Annotated in this window: 18 protein-coding genes; 1 reads left to right on the top strand and 17 read right to left on the bottom strand. The window is 58.0% G+C overall.

What is annotated here, in order from left to right; all coding sequences use genetic code 11:
• Positions 1-61 precede the first annotated feature (61 nt).
• The 17 genes from VGL38_08675 to rpmH form a co-directional block, all read right to left on the bottom strand.
• Entirely contained in the window at positions 62-541 is a 480-nt protein-coding gene (locus VGL38_08675) for a hypothetical protein (protein HEY3295500.1), read from the bottom strand.
• Positions 538-888 carry a TfoX/Sxy family protein gene (locus VGL38_08670; GenBank protein ID HEY3295499.1) on the bottom strand — a complete coding sequence of 117 codons (351 nt, stop codon included), beginning with the start codon at positions 886-888 and terminating at the stop codon, positions 538-540. Before VGL38_08670 ends, VGL38_08675 begins: the two co-directional genes overlap by 4 nt.
• 45 nt (positions 889-933) lie before the next feature.
• Entirely contained in the window at positions 934-1,770 is an 837-nt protein-coding gene (locus VGL38_08665) for an OmpA family protein (protein HEY3295498.1), read from the bottom strand.
• Between the two features lie 35 nt (positions 1,771-1,805).
• Positions 1,806-2,312, bottom strand: a complete 507-nt coding sequence (locus VGL38_08660) for a hypothetical protein (GenBank protein HEY3295497.1) — start codon at positions 2,310-2,312, stop codon at positions 1,806-1,808.
• A gap of 20 nt (positions 2,313-2,332) precedes the next feature.
• On the bottom strand, positions 2,333-2,851 hold the full coding sequence (locus tag VGL38_08655; protein ID HEY3295496.1) for a transposase: 519 nt from the start codon (positions 2,849-2,851) through the stop codon (positions 2,333-2,335).
• 48 nt (positions 2,852-2,899) lie between these two features.
• A complete protein-coding gene (mnmE, locus tag VGL38_08650; protein HEY3295495.1) occupies positions 2,900-4,207 on the bottom strand; it encodes a tRNA uridine-5-carboxymethylaminomethyl(34) synthesis GTPase MnmE in 1,308 nt (435 codons plus the stop codon).
• A gap of 275 nt (positions 4,208-4,482) precedes the next feature.
• Complete coding sequence (locus VGL38_08645) at positions 4,483-5,778, bottom strand: retroviral-like aspartic protease family protein (GenBank protein HEY3295494.1); 1,296 nt, start codon at positions 5,776-5,778, stop codon at positions 4,483-4,485.
• 130 nt (positions 5,779-5,908) lie between these two features.
• Complete coding sequence (locus tag VGL38_08640) at positions 5,909-6,274, bottom strand: cupin domain-containing protein (GenBank protein ID HEY3295493.1); 366 nt, start codon at positions 6,272-6,274, stop codon at positions 5,909-5,911.
• A 52-nt stretch (positions 6,275-6,326) separates the two neighbouring features.
• Complete coding sequence (locus VGL38_08635; protein ID HEY3295492.1) at positions 6,327-6,797, bottom strand: DinB family protein; 471 nt, start codon at positions 6,795-6,797, stop codon at positions 6,327-6,329.
• 30 nt (positions 6,798-6,827) lie between these two features.
• Positions 6,828-7,037: a TOBE domain-containing protein gene (locus tag VGL38_08630; protein ID HEY3295491.1), complete on the bottom strand. Its 210-nt coding sequence runs from the start codon at positions 7,035-7,037 to the stop codon at positions 6,828-6,830.
• A 21-nt stretch (positions 7,038-7,058) separates the two neighbouring features.
• On the bottom strand, positions 7,059-7,556 hold the full coding sequence (locus VGL38_08625; protein HEY3295490.1) for a hypothetical protein: 498 nt from the start codon (positions 7,554-7,556) through the stop codon (positions 7,059-7,061).
• Positions 7,557-7,747: 191 nt separating this feature from the next.
• Positions 7,748-8,458 carry a VIT1/CCC1 transporter family protein gene (locus VGL38_08620; protein HEY3295489.1) on the bottom strand — a complete coding sequence of 237 codons (711 nt, stop codon included), beginning with the start codon at positions 8,456-8,458 and terminating at the stop codon, positions 7,748-7,750.
• Positions 8,459-8,622: 164 nt separating this feature from the next.
• A complete protein-coding gene (locus VGL38_08615; GenBank protein ID HEY3295488.1) occupies positions 8,623-10,218 on the bottom strand; it encodes a YCF48-related protein in 1,596 nt (531 codons plus the stop codon).
• Between the two features lie 570 nt (positions 10,219-10,788).
• Positions 10,789-13,332 (bottom strand): tetratricopeptide repeat protein, encoded by a 2,544-nt coding sequence (locus VGL38_08610; protein ID HEY3295487.1) that lies wholly within the window; start codon positions 13,330-13,332, stop codon positions 10,789-10,791.
• Positions 13,333-13,723: 391 nt separating this feature from the next.
• Entirely contained in the window at positions 13,724-15,490 is a 1,767-nt protein-coding gene (gene yidC / locus VGL38_08605; protein ID HEY3295486.1) for a membrane protein insertase YidC, read from the bottom strand.
• 133 nt (positions 15,491-15,623) lie between these two features.
• Complete coding sequence (gene yidD, locus VGL38_08600) at positions 15,624-15,860, bottom strand: membrane protein insertion efficiency factor YidD (GenBank protein ID HEY3295485.1); 237 nt, start codon at positions 15,858-15,860, stop codon at positions 15,624-15,626.
• A 404-nt stretch (positions 15,861-16,264) separates the two neighbouring features.
• Entirely contained in the window at positions 16,265-16,414 is a 150-nt protein-coding gene (gene rpmH, locus VGL38_08595; GenBank protein ID HEY3295484.1) for a 50S ribosomal protein L34, read from the bottom strand.
• Positions 16,415-16,735: 321 nt separating this feature from the next.
• Here rpmH and VGL38_08590 point away from each other — a divergent pair, with 321 nt between their 5' ends.
• Entirely contained in the window at positions 16,736-18,028 is a 1,293-nt protein-coding gene (locus VGL38_08590; GenBank protein HEY3295483.1) for a T9SS type A sorting domain-containing protein, read from the top strand.
• The last annotated feature ends 499 nt before the right edge of the window (positions 18,029-18,527 follow it).

Below are 18,527 nucleotides of genomic sequence, written 5' to 3'. Positions count from 1 at the left end.
GCATTGTCCTCACGATGACGGACACGGCAAGCCGTGTCCCTACCCATCAATCGTTCACCCATTACCGCCCCATCATCATCTCTTCCAATTGAAACCTGTGCCGCTGCGGATGCACCAAGGCGTGCTCCATCATGGCTTCGATGGGATAGTCCATATTCCAGCGGGATTTGTAGGAGGGTCGGGACATAGCTTCCTCATCTATCGAAACCAAAGGCAGACGCCAGCGGGAGTTCAGGTGCAGAAGGTAACCCTCGGCTTCGGCGGCCACACGCTCAGCGGGCGGGGCCGGATCAATTTGCGGATCGGGAAGACCGAGCTTTTCACACATCCACACCATATAGCCGCGCGCGGCGCGCAGCACATGATGCAGCAGCGCCTCCAGCGACGCATAATCGGGATCTTCGGTTTGGGGAAGCGCGAGGTTCGCGGCCTTCGCCCTCCGCCAGGTCGCGATAAATTCCGCCATCGCGCGTTCGTGCATCAGGATCATCGCCCGCGCGCCGCGATAACGGTAGTCCGGCAAATCGGCAACAGTGCTCATGCTTTCTTCCTCTTCTTAAGGGCCGCCTTGTTGGCTACGGCAATCGCCTTCTTCGCCCACTCCCGCAGCGCCTCCGGCTCTTCGAGCACATCGATGGGCACTTCAAAATAGTTCATCTTGTACTCGGGCTTGTTGGCATCGGGTGTAAACGCGCTCATTCCTGCCGCCACAAAATTCCCGCGGTTGGAATCATCCACCTTCAGATACAGCACGTCCTCGTCAATCAGCGCAAAGGCCTTGGCCTGATGAAACAGGCAAAGCGCGCCGAACATCTTTCTCGTCGTCACACCGCGCACGAGTCGCATCTGCTCGAGCACGTACGCAAGATAATCTTCAGAAACCGGCATTGTTCCTCCCGCCGAAGGCGGCCTTGGGTGCAGGGGTCACCCCTGCTATTTTTTGACCAGTTCCACTCTGCGGTTCTGCGCTTTGCCTTCGTCGGTCTTGTTGTCGGCGACAGGCTTGGTGTCACCGTATCCAACGGCGCTCATGCGCGCGGCATCAATCCCGTTATCCACCAGCGCCTTTTTGACACTCGCGGCGCGTTCTTCAGACAGCTTCTGATTGGCATCGCTCTTGCCGACATTATCCGTGTGCCCCTGGATCTCCACCTTCAGACCGGCGTTGCTCTTCATCAGGTCCACCATCTGCTCGATGATCGGCTTGGAATCGTCCTTGATCGTTGCCTTGCCGGTATCGAAATTGATGGCCAGCGCAATATGCCCCGTGGCGTTCAGCGAGTCCAGCATGATGTTGGAGGTGATCTCCTGCTTCATAGCTTCTTTCTGCACCACCACCAGCGTGTAGCCCGCGCCGTCGTCGCGTCCGGCCACGTGCACCCAGGTCTCCGCCGCACCCTTACTGATCTTTCCCGTCAGACGCATCATATCCTTGTCGTCGAGGTAGACCACTTTGCCCCCGGCCTTTTCCACGGCGTTCTTGAAATTGTGCAGCAGGCCCACATAGGATGCCGCCTTGCCTTCGTGGAAATAGTAGTCCACCTTCCAGAACTTCCCTTCCGCGCGCTGCACCGTGGTCTCGTCGCCCGCCATGGGAAAATCAAAGGCGTTAAAGTCGTTGATCTCACAGTTGTTGATAACATAGCCGGGCAGACGGTTGAACTGCGGCGGATCCACACAGCCTTCGGTATCTAAAGGATCACCCAAAGCCGTCAGGGCAAACAGACAGAGCGCGCACACGAAAAGTACGGATGAGACAAACGTTTTCATCGGGAAAGTTCCTCGGTGGATAAACAGAAATCGGATCACACGGATTGATGGTGTTCGGCCGGCTGTTGCGCGGCACAGAGTTCTTCGATTTGCAGGACGTGGCGGAAAGCGTGGCACACCAGATGTTCGAGCATCATGTGAACCGTATACATCTCTTTCCAGGGGGTTTCGTAGGAGACATCGTAGAACCGTTCCGGCTCCACGTTCTCCAGCGGCTCGCGCAGCTTTTCCAGCAGGTAGATCAGGTACCAGTCGGCTTCCTTGTCGATCGCCAGCACGTCGGGCGGTTCAGTGATGCACGGATCGGGCAGACCCAGCTTTTCGCAGATCCAGGTCATGTTTTCCTGCGCCACTTGCAGCACGTGACGCACCAGATACTCCAGAGACTCGAAGGCGGGATTGTCCGTCTCCGGCAGCACGACCCCTTGCGCTTTAGCCTTGCGCCAGCTTTCCAAAAAATGCCGCAGCCCATACTCCTGCAAGATCAGCAGCGCCCGCGCCGCGCGATACTTGTAGTTCTGAAGTTCGGTAAGTGTTTTCATAAAGAATTTTTCCCATTAAGTCATGATAACAGAAAACTCGGATTGTGCTGGTCGCGCTCCCAATGCACCGGGTTATCTCGAATATACTGCTGATGGTTGACCAGATCCACGTTGTCACGAAGAATGTGCTCGTAGAAATTGCGCTGCCACAACCGCCGGTCAAACGGCAGCCACCCCTGCTCTTTGACATGGCGCATATAGTCGTTCGTGGACATCGTCTTGAACCATCGTATGATCTGCTGTAGGGGCGCACCTGCGTGTGCGCCCGTCTGATTACACGCCAGCAGAAGTCCGTGAAAGTGGTTTGGCATGACCACATATTCATCAAGCATCACATCATACCGCTGCTCGAGTTCGAGCCACCATCGTTCCACCATTTCCCCTGCGGGACCGGGCCGCATCTGCTCGTCAACCACCGTACCGAAGAAACAGATCCGATGGTGAGTACATATCGTCAGAGAATAGGAAGCCACGCCGGAATAATCAAAATGTGGCAACCGAATGTGCTTGCGTTTCGGAAACGGGCGGACGGAATCCATGGCTCCCTCGCACCTTCTCTCGCACCGGGCGCACACATAGGTGCGCCCCTACTTTCCGATACAAAACTTCGAAAAGATCCTGTCCAGAATTTCTTCGCCCACCGTTTCGCCGGTGATCTCGCCTAAGGCATTCACCGCGTCACGCAGATCGGAAGCCATCAGGGTGGATTGACCAATTTGCAATTGCGCGCGCTCCAGGCTACCGATGGCGCGCGTCAGTGCGTCGTGATGCCGCGCTTCGGAAATGATAATCTCCTGTGCGCCGAACTCCTCCCCTATCGTCAGCGCGAGAATCTGATGCAGCAGTTCTTCCACCCCCGCGCCTGTTAAAGCGGAGATGCGATGCGCGGAAACGAAGGCAACGGGCGCACGGCTGTGCGCCCCTACGACGCCGTTCAGGTCTGTCTTATTCCACACCAGCAGCGTCCGCTTGCCGAAGGTATTCTCTTCAGGCCAATGGGGATCGCTCGCATCCACCACCAGCAGCACCACGTCGGCCTGCTCGATGGCGCGGCGCGTGCGGGCAATGCCTTCGCTCTCGATGCTGCCCGCCGCCTCGCGCAGCCCCGCCGTGTCCTGCAAAATCAGTTCGATGCCTTCAACTTCAATATGCGCTTCCACCACGTCGCGGGTAGTGCCCGGCTCGGGGCTGACAATCGCCCGGTCCTGTCCGGAGAGCGCATTCAACAAGGTCGACTTCCCCGCATTGGGCGCGCCGACAATCGCCACCCGCAGCCCCTCGCGCACCACCCGTCCCCGCGCAAAGGTCGCCGTTAGCGCCCGCATCTCCTCCATCAGTTCTCGCAGGGTCGAAAGCCGCTCGCTCTGCGCCTGAAACTCGACATCCTCCTCAGAAAAATCCAATTCCAGTTCCAAAAGCGCCAGCAGATCCAGCAGCCGCGAGCGCATCGCCGACACCTTGTGTGACAACCCGCCCGCCAGTTGCCGTGCCGCCGCGCGTCCTGCCTGCTGGGTGCGCGAATGAATCAGCTCCGCCACGGCTTCGGCCTGTGCCAGATCCAGCTTGCCGTTCAGAAAGGCGCGCTCGGTAAATTCTCCCGGCCGTGCCATCCGCGCCCCTTGCTCCAGCAGCAGTTCCAGAATCCGCGCCGCCGCATACCGGCCGCCATGACAGGAGATCTCCACCACATCTTCTCCCGTGTACGATTTCGGCGCCCGGAAGAAGGTAAGGATGACCTCATCGATGAGTTCGCCGTTGTCTAAGTACGAACCCCCTTCTTTTCCCCCTTTTTCAAAGGGGGAAGAATCTGAGTCTTGCGGTGATCGTAACCTTCGCGGCGGCAGGGCTCTTTGGGCCTGCCCTGCCCCGCCTTGCGATATCGTCACATCAGCCATCGGGTCTCCCCCCGCTTTAGCGGGGGGACCAAGGGGGGGCGGGTCTCCCCCCTTAGCATAAGGGGGGATTAAGGGGGGTATCTCTCGCGCGTAGATGCGCGCAAAGTGTACCGTATTCGCCTCCGGCAGCACGGGCGGGTTGCGCGGACTTAACCCGCCCCTACCTGTCAATTGCTCCACCACCTCCCATGCCTTGCTTCCGCTCACACGCAGCACGGCAATCCCACCGATGCCGGGCGGGGTCGAAAGGGCGCAGATCGTGTCAAAAGCTGATGTCAATGTGTTGCCGGCAATTCATACTCGAAACGGCCATTCTGAAAATCGAGGGTGATCGCCCCCTTGGCCGCCACATCGCTGCCCAAAATCCCGTCGCGCTTCACGCCGGATGTCTTGGCTTCAGGTCCGGTGCGCAGGTTTTTGAACTGCAACGCGTAGCCATTGGTGTACAGCGTCAGGTGCGGCACTACGGCGGCCTTGAAACTCTCCATGCCGCCCGCACCGCCAACCATCGTACGCCGCTTGTGATAGGTTTGGGCGGGGAGCTTGTTAAGGCCGCTCTGGCCAAGACAGGTGGAATTGGCGCCCGTGTCCAACAGAAAATTGAACCGTGTGCCCTGCTCATTCTGGAGCATTACCATCGGCTCGCCCAGATCAAACAGGTTGCGCGGCATGCCGTCCTTTTTCTGTGGCGGCTGCACCACGGCGATCTTGTTCCGGTAATCCATTTTTACATTCAATTCGCGGAGCAGATTCCAGCCGACAATGCCGTCAATCCTCAGCAGCGTGATCACCCCCAGCAACCTGAAGCGCAGATGGGAGGCTTCAATGATCGCCACGGGATGGTGTTGTACCAGCAGCTTGCCCCAGCGCAGGCTGTCTACCACCGCCGCCTGAATGGCCACGGTTTTGGTGTTGGATGTTCCCGCCTGTGCGCTTTCTTCCGCCGCCCTGACGCCGCATTCCTTCGCGAAATCCGAAGAGAGCACGCTCACCGCGGCTCCTGTATCTACGATGAACCGCCGTGGATGGCCGTTGACCATCACCTCCACCGTCGGCAGACCCACGCCGTTGAGTTTGATTGCCGTCGTATCCGGCGCAGCGGGCAGATCCACCTGCTCTTGGGGAGCAGCGGCATAAACCTTAACCAGCGCGCGCATGTCTTCCTGTGGATCTACCGTGCTGGTGTCACGTGTGTACAAATCCAGAATATCTTTCCAGCGCGCGCGGGTAAACAGCAGGTTCTCCAGCAGCTCCCGCGACCGGTGGCGTGTGGCCGAATCCGCCGTGGACATCCACACCTTGCGCACAGCTTCCACCGCCTCATCGGTCTTGCCGTCCAGCGCCGTCTGCATGGCCGCGGCCAAGTCCTTATGCTCGGCGCTCTCTTCCTGCCGTTGGGCATACGGCAGATCCACATTGTCCACGGCATCCCAGAAGGATGTATAGGCCTGCACCGTCTGCGTCGCCGGCGCGGGGGGAGTCTCGGGCTTGACCGACAGCTTCATCGAGGCACAGCCGCCGAGGGTCAGTGCCGCAACCACAAGTGTGACAAGAGAAACGCTACGCTTCATGCGTCAACTCCTCTTAAGTTTCCGGGCAATAAAAGCCAGCACGACAGCCCCGCCGGGTATGGGCAGGGCAGATCGCAGGCAAGGGGATTCGGTCGCGGTCACGGGCATCGCATCACAGGCCGGGCGGCGCTCACGGGGCCTTCTTTTCCTGAAGCTTCTTCGTCCAGAAATCAAAACCGCGCGCCGGAACAAAAATATCCACGCCAATCGCCAGGCTGTCCGTGGGGTTCTCGATGCGGTGCGGTTCGTTGGGTGCGAACCAGGCCGTGTCTCCCGGACCCAGCAGCGCCTCTTCCCCGTCGCCATTCACCACCTTCATCTGCCCCTGCAAAATGAGCGACACCTGCTCGGACGGATGGGTGTGCAGCGGCGAGGAGTGCCCCGCCGGCTTTTCAAAATACTCTAAGGACATGTTCGCGCTTCCGGCCAGGCTTACCCGTTTCCACTCCGGCTCCGGTTGATAGGTTTCCCCATCCCTCAGCAAGACAACTTTCATGATGCTCTCACCGTCTTCATTTTCGCTTTTTACGCTCTTCGCTTTTCGCTTTTTAAGCAATCAGGCTCTGCCGCACCGCATGAACATAATCCGTGTAAGCCGGTTCGAGGCCCGCCGCACGCATGTCCGAGGCAATCTGTCCGCGATGATACGCCGAGTGCATCACCAACTGGGTGAGCACGTCGGACACAAGGTTCGCCCACGGCTCGCCCTTGCTGTTGACATAAGTGATCTTCCCGTCAAGCTGCTCGGGAGTGATCATTCGCAACTGATCGTGCCAGCCTTTGGCGATGTCGCTCAATTCCTGCTCGCACTGTGCCAGAGACAACTCCGGCCACACTTTGGGACTCGCCTGCTGTCTCCAGCGTGCCAGCCACATGGCCTCGGCACCCACGATGTGCCCCAGCCGTTTGAGCACCTGCGGCGACGGCGGCGCTCCGGAGACGCGAATCGCCTCAATGACTTCCCGGTTCGCCCACTCGTCATATTCGAACAGCTTCCGGAAGTGATGCAATAAGTCCATAACTATTGCCTCCAGATAACGGGAATAGACTCACTCCTTTACCAGCAGCACATTGACCGCCTTCACCACCACCTTCACCGTGTCGCCGGGCTGAAGATTCAACTCTTCGAGCGATTCGATTGTCATCACCGACGCCATCGAACCGGGGCTGGACAGGTCAAGCTTGACCTCGCACATAAGCTGCCCCTTCTTGATCTCCGTCACCTTGCCGACCAGTTGATTGCGTGCTCCGTACTTCATAATGTGCTCCTTCTTCAATTTTTAACTTTTACTCTTTTCAGACAATTCCCCCACAGCTTCCTTAAGGCGCTGCCCATTCAGCGGCGTCATGGTTCCGGCGGCCCTCCAGCGCACAAAACCCGCCGCATCCAGCAGCAAGGTATACGTGGTGTGGTCATTGGGCAGATGCAGGTCTCTTAAAAAGCGGCTGCGGCCGGCGCTCAGCACCACGGTGTTTTCATACACCGCCGGATCCTGCGTACTGAAATTGTTGTAAGCATCCACCGTGCAACGCGTCAAACGGTCATTGAAATTCGAGACCGACACTTCGCGGTAGCCGACGGCGGGATATTCCGTCTGAATCTGCCCGAACAGCGGCAGCCAGCTATCGGCCATAATCTGCTGATCCTGCCCGAAGGTAATCAGCACAATCGTCGGCCTGCCGGCAAGGTCTGAAGGCAGCGCGACATGGCGCTGCATCACGCTCCGCCCGTGCACCGTCGGAAACAGCAGCACGGCCGCCAATAATAACGTGTTCATAAGAACTCCCATCCTTCATGAATACCTTCTCAACTATAACTATCACTCAACCCACCTTGTCATCCTGCAGCCCGCTCCCCTTACCTTGTCATCCTGCAGCCCGTCTGCGGGATGCAGGATCTCTCTTCTCTGCGGCTTCCCGAGAGATCCTGTAAACCGCAGCGGTTTACAGGATGACAAACCCGTGCGACCTATGCGCTAATCCATTTGGCAATGCCAAACGCCGCCGCCGCCGCCAAGCCGCCGATCAGCATCGTCTGCAGACCGCTGCGCCATGTGCTGATACCGGTAAAATGGCCCTTGACAAAGCCGAAGATGAACAGCGCAATCAGCGTCACGATCACCGACACCACCAATGCCCGCGCACTGGTGCTCATCAGCATGTACGGAAAGAGCGGCACCAGCCCGCCCACAATATAGGATACTCCAATCGTCGCCGCACTCACCCGCGCCCGCTTCGGATCCGGCTCCTCAAGGCCCAGTTCGAAGCGCATCATGAAGTCCACCCACTTCTTCCGGTTCTCCATCAGGCGCGTGGTCACAAGCTGTGCCCCGTCCTGGTCCACGCCGTAGCCCATCAGCACCTCTTCCACTTCGGCCCGCTCGCGTTCCGGCAGATGCACGCACTCCCACTCTTCGCGCTTGCGCTCGCTGGCATAATGTTCAGATTCGGTCTTGGCCGCCAGATAGCCGCCGAGGCCCATGGCAATGGCGCCCGCCGCAATCTCCGCCAACCCCGCAATCACGACAATATGTGCCTGATCCACCGCGCCCGAGAGTCCCGCCGCCAGCGCAAACGGCACCGTCAGCCCGTCCGACATCCCAATCACAATATCCCGCACGGTCTCCGTACCGGAGAAGTGCTCTTCCTTGTGACTATGCTCCGCCGCCGTCTCCGCCATGAAATACCCTCGTCTAAATTTTGCAGGTGAAAGTAGCACCCCCTTCTGATTCCCCCTTTTTCAAAGGGGGAAGGGCCATCAGGTCTCCCCCCGTCTACGGGGGGACTAAGGGGGGTCAGGTCTCCCCCCTTAGAATAAGGGGGGATAAAAGGGGGGTATCGGGATTACTTCAGCAGCACCAGCTTATGGCTGAACCGCGCGCGTCCGGCTTCCACCCGCGAGATATAAATTCCCGAAGGCAGATTCGATCCGTCAAAGGTCACGCGATGTTCACCCGCCGTCAGCACACCGAACCGCTGCTCCAGCACCTTCCGCCCTTCAATCGAATACACCGCCAGCGTCGTCTCGCCCGCCTGCGGCAATGAGATCGCCAGCGTTGTTGTGGGATTGAACGGATTAGGATAGCACGTAAGGCTGAAAGCTGAAGGATGAGGGATGAAGGGCGTCGCGGCGTCGGGCACAGTGGCGGTGAAGAATCCCGCGCCGTTTTCGGCTTCAACCGTATCCTGTCCATCGGTCGCCCAAACACGCCAGTTGATGTGGAAGACGATATCCCCGGTCTCCACGAACGCGCGCAGGCTGTCGGTGAACACCGTATCCCGCGTGACAAAGTGCAGCGTGTCGCCGTGCTGATCGTTGACCCGCAGCAGATACCGCACCGAATCGTTGTCCGCATCCTGTGACGTGGTCCAGCCGAAATGAATGCAGGCAAGACTTTCTTCCCCGCACCCCAGATACGAACTGTCCGGCGGTGAAACTCTTGCAAACGCGCCGGGAGGAGTATTGCCGGGCATGCCGCCCGTCGTCGTGCGTAAAATTACACCGCCGTCGCCGACCGCTATGCCGATATCCGCGGTGATGAAACGCACTCCCCGCAGCGTTTCATCGCCAGCGGGATTGGCCTGATCCTGCCAACCGACTCCGCCGTCGGTCGTGCGTTTGATCCTGCCGCCGTTGCCGACAACCCAGCCCAGTTGAGAATTTACAAAACTCAGGCCGTAGATATCGGTTCCGGCCGGCGCGCCTGCCGTCCATGTGTCGCCGTTATCAGTCGAGATCAGAAAAGTGCCATTGGAACCGGCGGCAAACATGGCGTCCGAAATTTCATGCGCGGCGGTAATCGCATTCAGTGGATAGTCGCCCCAGTAGGTTGTTGTCCAGTTTGCCCCGCCGTCGGTGGTCTTGACAATCGCCCCGTGGCCGTCCCAGATATGCACCACGGCGCAACCCAAGGCGTTGTCCAGGAAGTGCACCCCCATCACAGCCCCTTCGTTTCCTGAACCATCGTGATTCACATAGAAATTGAAATCGGTCTTGCTCTGCCACTCGTTGGTCGTCCAGGAACCGAACGGCTGCAGGACCGTGTTCCTGCCCATCACGACGCCCACATTCCGCGAGAGCTGATGTGCCGCATGGTAGTCGATCATCCAGCCTTCCTGAACCACTTCCCACTGTGAACCGTATCTGTCGGTGTAGAGGATCTGCCCGTCCAGCCCTGTAGCCACCGCGATCGAGTCCTCCGTCATCGCGACGGCATTCAGCCGCGCCCCTTCGCCCGCGTTCACGATGCTCCAGGTTATCCCGTTGTCGGATGTTCGTAGAATCGTCCGCGCATCACCCACCGCCAGCCCATTCGGTATCCAGGAAAAATCCACCGAGGTCAGATCATTCGTGGTCGGACTGCTTATCTGCACCCACCCGCCCTGCGCAAACCCGCTCACCGCGCACAACAACACCAAACCCATAATGTACTTTGACATGATGATTCTTCCCATGAAGCCCCGTCCCCTAAGATTTGTCATCCTGAAGCCCGCTTCGGGCTGAAGGACCTCAGCTTCCCTGCCGGGCTCAAATCTCCCGTTTCCCCGCACCGTCCCACTCACAACCCTTGTCATCTCGTTAGAGTCCGTGGACTCCACCCATAATGTACTTCGACATGATGATTCTCCCCATGAAACCCTGCCCCTTAAGATTTGTCATCCTGAAGCCCGCTGCGGGCTGAAGGACCTCCGCTTCCCTGCGGCTGCGGCTCAAGTTTTTCGTTTCCCCGCACCGCGCCATTCACAACCCTTGTCATCTCGTTAGAGTCCGTAGACTCCAACGGAGTCTTCGACCTGAACGATTCTCCCCATGAAGCCCTGCCCCTTAAGATTTGTCATCCTGAAGCCCGCTGCGGGCTGAAGGACCTCAGCTTCCTTGCGGCTGCGGCTCAAGTCTTTCGTTTCCCCGCACCGTGCCGTTCACAACCCTTGTCATCTCGTTAGAGTCCGTGGACTCCAACGGAGTCTTCGACCTGAACGAAGTGAAGGACCTCAGCTTACCTGCCGGGCTTACCTGTCTTCCCGCATTCCTTCAGTCTCCCCCTTCACCCACTCCGGCACCTCTTCCCCCGTCTGCTCCTTCCACGCCGTGTCGAAATTCTCGGAACCCCATGCCCGATGGAGGAGAACCAAATGCCCTACGACGATCTTCACTCGTGGATCTCCTATTTGGGCAAAAACCGACAGTGCCATCAGCGAGTGCGGGAGCGCCTCGGCATATCCTTTGATCTCTTTATAGAGCAGGCCCATCTGTCCGTGCGTTTCGGCCACACCCCGCTTATCCCCGATCTTCTCTGCAATCTCCAGACTGGTGCGGTATTCCGTCAGAGCCTTCTCCCACTCCCCCTGCTTCTGATACACTCTCCCGATCTCGTGACGACTCTTGGCTGCTCCCGCCACGTCCCCCAGCTTCTCCGCAATCTCTAAGCTGGCCCGGTATTCCGAAAGCGCCCTCTCCCACTCGCCCAGAGCTTGGTACACCATCCCGATCTCGTGACGACTCTTGGCTACTCCCGCCACGTCCCCCAGCTTCTCCGCAATCTCTAAGCTGGCCCGGTATTCAGCCAACGCCTCCTCCCACTTTCCTCCATCCTGATATACCACCCCGATATTGTGACGGCTCTTCGCCACCCCCGCCACATACCTGATCTTCTCCGCAATCTCCAAGCTGGCCCGGTATTCCGAAAGCGCCTTCTCCCACTCCCTTTGATCGTGATACACCCTCCCGATCTGACCGCGGCTGTTCGCCACTCCTGCGAAATCGCCCAACTTCTCCATGATCGCAAGACATGCCCGGTATTCCGCCAGGGCCCTTTCCCAGTCGCCCCGTCTCTGCATGTAAATGCCCATATTCTGTCGGGCTGCGGCACGGTTGCGTTCATCCGAGGCATATAGAGAAGCCGCCGCCCACAACTCCATGATGTCTGTCCAAGCTCCGAACATGCCGGCAAGTTCATCAAGTGTCTGTCCGCCCCGCTTCGACCATATGAGTTCTAACAATGCGTCGCCGTCTTTCCTCTGTGCCAGATGATACCCGGCTTCGAGCAGCGGCCGAATCTCTTCAAGTGTCGTCGGTGTCTTCTCCTTACCAATGTTCCCCGTATCCCGAGACCAAATCGCGATCGCACGGCCATGCAACTTATGCAGCTTCTCTTCGCCAAAATGCTCGCCTACCACCTTCCTAACCAGATCATGATCCGGCCCATAATCCTGCACCCCATCCAGTGGCCGCACCAACCTCCAAGCCATCAAGCTCTCAAGCTGCGGCTGCACATTCTTGCGGTTAAGGAACGCACCTAACCGCATGGCATTCCTTCCCCGCCGGAACACGCACAGCGCCGCCACCAGTTCCTGCAACTCCTTCCCGATGGCATCCCACACCGCGCGCAAAGGTGCCATACTGCCGGAAACCCAATCCGGATATTGATCGAGAATCGTCGCCTGGCCACCATATTTTCGAATCAGCGTGGCCAAAATCTCGAGCATCTTCGGATTGCCATCGAGCGTTTCCACAACCTTTTCAAGGCTGATCGTTTTGGGCTCACCGCTCACACCCTCCGCCCGCATCTTGGCAACACCGGGAGTTTCCTTGATCCCTTCCAGCGGCCACGTGAGCACGTGCTCGTTACTCGTCCCCAGCGCGTCCGTTCCCGGCCAGCCCAAGGTCAGCAGTTGGCCGTGCTCGCCGAGCTTTTCCAGCAACAGCTTGGCCGCATCGTCTTTCGGAACGGCCTCCGGCGTCAGCAGGCTGTGCAGATTGTCCAGCACCAGCAGGCATTTCCGCTTCTGCCATGCGTCCACAATCGCCGCCACAAGTTCCGCATGCGGTCTCTGCGGTGCCTGTTGTCCAATCAAGATTTCAAAGAGCCTGTTCGTCACCGCTTCGGCGCTTTCGCCGTGCATCTCCACGCGGACATAGTCCAGCTTCAAATCATGCACCACCCGCGCGGCCAGTGCCGTCTTGCCCACTCCGCTCTGGCCGATCAGTTGAATCACCCGCGGTTGGTGGCAGCTCAACAAGTCCTTCAAGCGGTTGGTCTCATCGGGCCGACCGTAGAGCGTCACCGGCTCGGGAAAAGCATTCCCCACGGCAACCACGGGACTCTGCGCTGCCAGTGTCGCAAGTCGCGCAAGGATATTTTCTAACAGCACCGTCTGCTTGTCATGATCTGCACGCGTCACATCGTCATGCGTCTTCATCCCCGCCAGCGTCTGCTCCATCAACTCCCGAGCCTCGCCACTGGCGGCGATGATTTCCGACAGCAGAGCCGCGATGTCCGCCTGAAAACTCTGGCTCTGTGCCATAAGCCTCGCAATTTCCCCATTCAACGCCGCGAGATCATTTGGTTCTACAGTGCCCGCTTCCACCGCTTCCAACTGCTTCCACAAATCCGCACCGCTCGTTGCAGACAGTTCCTCGCGGATTCGTTTGACCAACGGGCGTGCCAACTTGCCGCCGAACTTGAAGAGCAGGGCGGTCACAATGTTCGCCTCGATTCCCGGTACGATCTGGCCGAGCTGAGTCAGAAGTGTGACAATCTCTGGTGTTGGCACCGCAGTTTCTCCTGTTGGAGAGCTTCCCCATCTCTCCCCATGCCACCCTAATCTACAATATCTCTACCTCTTAACTTCATCCTTCATCTTTACGCCTTCATCCTTCGCTCTAATAATGGTGCAAGCACTTCGCATCCTGTTCATCCCGCCGCACCTTATTTTGCATTTCCCCTGCAAAACCGCGATTTTCGGCACCGGTCCCAAGTCTTTAGTCTTCAGTCTCTTCTGGCAAGGCTAAAGAATTTCCCCTATGAAGAGTTATTGACGTCGAGCCGATAACTCCCCGCCGCCGAACCCCAGCCTTTCCAAGCAGCTACCAAAGGTGACAACACAGTCTTAGAAGTCCGCATCGCCCCCTTGTACCCCTCGTTCACAGCGTAAGTGCCCGCGTCTAATTTTGGCTTTTTGGCTTTTTGGCCTTTTGGCTTTTTTCTTCGATCACTTGCACCGAAGGCGTGAAGTCGGGGACCTTGATGAAGTTCTGCTCGACGATGGCCAGCAGATTGAAGAGCGTGTAGTAGAGCGTCAGGCCCGAGGGAAGGTTATTGAAGATCAGCATCATCATCACGGGCATGAGGTAGATCATCGCCTTCTGGTTCGGGTCCGTGGCCGTGCGCTTGGCCATGAAGAACTGCGTGACGCCCATAATCAGCGGCAGAATCGTGACGTGCGCGCCGTAGAGCGGAATCGAAAACGGCAACTGAGCCACGATGTCCGGCTGCGCCAGATCCTTGATCCATCCGAAGAACGGCGCCTGGCGGAATTCGATGGTGCTGGAAAAGATCGCATACAACGCGTACAGTACCGGCATCTGCGGCAGCAGCATCAGGCAGCCCGACGCCGGATTGATCCCGCGCTCCTTGTAGAGCCGCATGATCGCCGCGTTCATCGCCTGCGGGTTATTCTTGTGCGTCTCCCGCAGCTCCTGAATTTCCGGCTGCAAAGCGCTCATCTTCTTCATCGAGATCTGCGACTTGCGCGTCAGCGGCCAGAGCAGCAGCTTAATGAAGATCGCAAAGATGATGATCACAATGCCGTAGTTGGAAATGACACTGTGCAGCCCCACCAGTGCCTTCAAAATCAGGCGCGAGATCGGCTTGATAATCGCCCAGCCCCAGTTCATCGTCTCTTCAACGCCGGCATTCAGGGCCTTCAGATTCTCATACTTCATCGGTCCCCAATAGACCGTCCAGTAGCCCAGCGCGTTCTTGCCCCAGGTCTCGCGCAGCGTGGCATCATAGGAAGGCAGAGAGGTTTTGTCCTTGGGCGCGGCATTGCGGCCTACAATCTCCGTTCCCGCCGCCGGCAAATTGGGAATCACCGCCGCGATGAAGTACTTGGAGCGCACCGCCACAAACCCGGTCGAGCCCGTCTGGGTAAATTCCTTTTTGGGATCCTTGCCCGCCTTAACCGTCACCACCTCATCGCCGACCTTGGCATAGGCTCCGGCATACTGAATATCCCGCGCCGGATCCGGCTCGGTCACCGGCACGCCGCCCTTCCACAGCACGTGGAATTCCCCGGTCTCGGGCACGGCCAGCTTTTCCGTGCGCAGCGCCAGATCAAACCCGTACTTGTCGCCGCGGATAATATAAGTTAGCCGGATCTGCTGGCCCACCGAATCGCCCGCCGTAAACACCACCGAGTCCGCGCCGCCCTCGCCGATATTCAGAGTAGTCTTGCTGGCCTTGAAGCGCAGATTCTTCAGCGTGTGGGGATTGGCATCGCCGAAATCGAAGTCCACCGCGCCGATGGCCGGACTTACCTGAGTCGGCGGCTGATGCAGCGCCACCGGCTGGCCGGTAGTCACGTGGTACTTCTTCAGATTATACCGCGTCACCTGCGCATTCGACCCAATGGCCATGTCAAACAGCGGCGTCTCCACGGTCACATACCCCGGCACCGGCTGCGCCGTGTCGGGCGAGATGACTCCCGGTTCTGTCTTGGGTTGCATTGTGGTGGCGACGGTATCCGCCGGAGCCTTTACCGGCGCGCTCGGCGCGGCAGCGGTAGTGGTCGTGTCTGCCGGCGGGGTCTTAGGCGCTTCGGTGGTTACCGGAACGGGCCGCGGCGGATTGACCCACTGCATATACTTGGGAAGGAGAATCAGAATCAGCGCAACAACGGCGAAGGCGATAAGAGTTCTGCGGTCGAACATGCGAACCTTTTGTTATTTCTTTTTCTGCACATAATCGAGCATGGTCCAAACAGCAAACGGCAAACAGCGGGCAGGGGTGCTCCTTGCACCCGCGGCCCGCTTCGCGGGAAAAACAACGTGGTATCTGTCCAGTCTACAATCCTGTCTTTTTCGGCGGTACGGGATCGAACCCGCCGTGGTGCCACGGGCCGCACTTGGCCAGCCGGACAACGGTCAGACGTACTCCCTTAAACGGGCCGTGCACCGCGATGGCTTCATGGGCATAGCGCGAGCAGGACGGCTCAAAGCGGCAGCGCCCTCCAAAATGCGGCCCAATCGTCACCGCATACAGATCGATCAATCGGAGAAGCAGCCAGGAGAGGATACGCATGGGGCAAAAACCAAAAAGCCCAAATGCCAAAAGCAGACGTTCTGTTCCTTCCTCCACGTTGCACGGGAAGGTCGGAATGAGGTTTCCTATTTCAAATTTCCAATTTCTCTGCGCAGCCGCTCTTCAAACCCTTTCCAGTCTTCAATGGGCTTACGCATCAGCAAGAAGAGCTGGCCGTTTTCTGGAAAGATTTGTTTATTCAGGCGATAGAACTCGCGGAGTTTGCGCACGTGGAAATGGCGGGCGGGGCTGTTGCCGACCCGTTTGGTCGCACCGAAGCCGATGTGGCGGCTGTGGGGAGCGGATAAAAAAAAAGGACCAACTCGGGGAGGACCCGGCGCCGGCCTTCTTTCTTTACCAGTCCCAGCTCGGCGCGGCCGGTTAGCCGCTCGGAGCGCGGAAACTTAGTGTCGCTCATCCGATACGGTCAGCCGCTTGCGACCCTTCGCCCGCCGCCTCTTCAGGACATCCCGGCCGGCCTTGGTGGCCATGCGCGTGCGGAACCCGTGTTTATTGGCACGTTTACGGCGAGAAGGTTGATACGTACGTTTCATGCGAGGTCTGCTTTATGTGTGTCGTTGTAACTCAAATAAGCCCGCCGTGATCCGGTCCGACGCAGTCGAGATCTCGCCGAAAGCGGACAGGGAAACCTAAATATAAGAAAATGAGCATCAAGGCGCAACTCTTCTTTGCAGGAATGAGGGCGGAGGGATATAAGGATGGAAGTCCGGAAAATAAATTATGAAGGATGAACCTAAATTATGTCTTGATATTCCTTTCCGGCTTTGGGTTTTCCATGCGTGGTATTGATTTTTTGGGTGAGTTAGGCTAACTTGTGCACAAATCTCCTCCCTAATAAGTTAGGCCGTACCTCTATGAAGGCGCTTTTCCAAGGACTGACTGTTACTGCACTTGTCGCGTGTCTGGTGATGGCAGGATTGCAGACCGGAGCTGCTCAGCCGTGCCTCTTCACTTATACCGAAGTGGACATGGGCAATCTCGCGGCCTGCTATCCGACCCAAGTCAACAATCCGGGCCACGGCCTTTCCGGTGTTGCTTGGCTCGGACCACAAATCACGGGGGAAGCTCAGCCGAGGGACTCGCTTGCCGCAGATAGTTGCAGTGGTAACTTTCCGGGGCTCGACCCGGGAACAGACGGCGTGGCGTTCTTTGGCATCCCTTGGCAACCGTGCTCGCAGGTCACGATCGCTGTGTTAGTATCTTCGGGTCCCAACTATACGGCATACCATGATTGCGGCGGCTCGCTCTACCTAAATGGATGGCAGGATGGAAACCTGAACGGAAGCTTCGACGATGACGTTACCTGCAGTGCCAGTGGCTCTTCCGAATGGATTATTCAGGATGCCGTGGTCGATCCCGGACTGCATATTTACACCTTTCCGAACCCGATAAATATCCCTCTGCATGGCGGCCCGCATTGGGGCGTGTTCCGTTTCCGCCTCAGCAGCCACCAAATGGGGCGGTATGGCTACGGCTTGAATCCGCAAGATCCGGCTTGTCCGGCGGACAGTGGCACCTGTGCTTTGGATTCTGTAGGCGAAGTGGAAGACTATTGGATTTGCGGTCTCATGATAGGTATCGAATTGGTCAGCTTCGAAGCCGTCCCGGCGGATCACGCGGTGAATTTGAGTTGGACGACAGCATCGGAAATACAGAACGACCATTTTGAGATTATGCGCGACGGTACAACGATTGCTCGAGTCAGCGGCACTCATTCGGACACCCTGCATTCCTACAGCTACATAGACGGCGGTGTGGCCATTGGGGACGTTTACCATTACATGTTGGTGGCTGTGGATGTGAACGGTGGGCGGGTGGAGTTGGATAGTGCCAGCGCTGGACCGTTGACCGTCCCGTCGTTGGCCGGGGGATACTTGCCGCGGGAGTGCTTCTTGGCACCCAACTATCCGAATCCCTTTAATCCGGCCACACGGATCAGCTTCAGCCTGCCGAAAGCCGAAAGGGTAAGTCTTTTGGTCTTCGACAGGATGGGACGAAAGGTACAAACCCTGGCCGACGGGCAATATATGGCGGGGAGCCACACGCTGACCTTTGACGGCACAGCGTTGCCGTCCGGTCTCTATTTCTGTTCCCTCACAACATCGTCCGGCTTCCGCCAAACAGGGAAAATGGTATTGCTGAAGTAGCAAGGTGTCACGGTGGAAGTTGCGCTTCGCACGGGCGTTCCCATCCTTTGAGACCCACGAAGCGCTGAATTACCCTCGGAAACCAAGTATTATGTCTACAGCGCGTGGTGGCTGATGCTGTGGTGGGTCTCTTATTGTTGGTAGCCGAGCGGAAGGGGACAGGGCGGGCTTCATGAGGAATATCTTGCTGCTCAAGTAGAGCTATATTCTGTGTTTATATGCAATAGCAGAGCCTTTCTGGGGGGCTCTGCTGCCTTTTTGGGCCGGAGACTATAATAGGATAGGAGTGTGGGAACGGCGAGTTTGCAGACGCTATTATCCGGAATAGGCCACAGGGAGCATGCTACAGCGGAAACCTTGGCTGAGTCCGGCGGGTTATGCACATGTCGGCGGTGCGAATGTGGAGGAGTTGGAGGTAGCGGTGTGTCCGGGCTCTCCTCTCAGCTTCGGGGCCAAGCGGTATGCCAATTCCCCAGAGCCAAAAAATACAGTCTTGTAA

Source organism: bacterium (genome assembly GCA_036504735.1).
GTDB lineage: Bacteria > Electryoneota > RPQS01 > RPQS01 > RPQS01 > DASXUQ01.
This window is presented reverse-complemented; position numbering and strand designations above follow the sequence as displayed.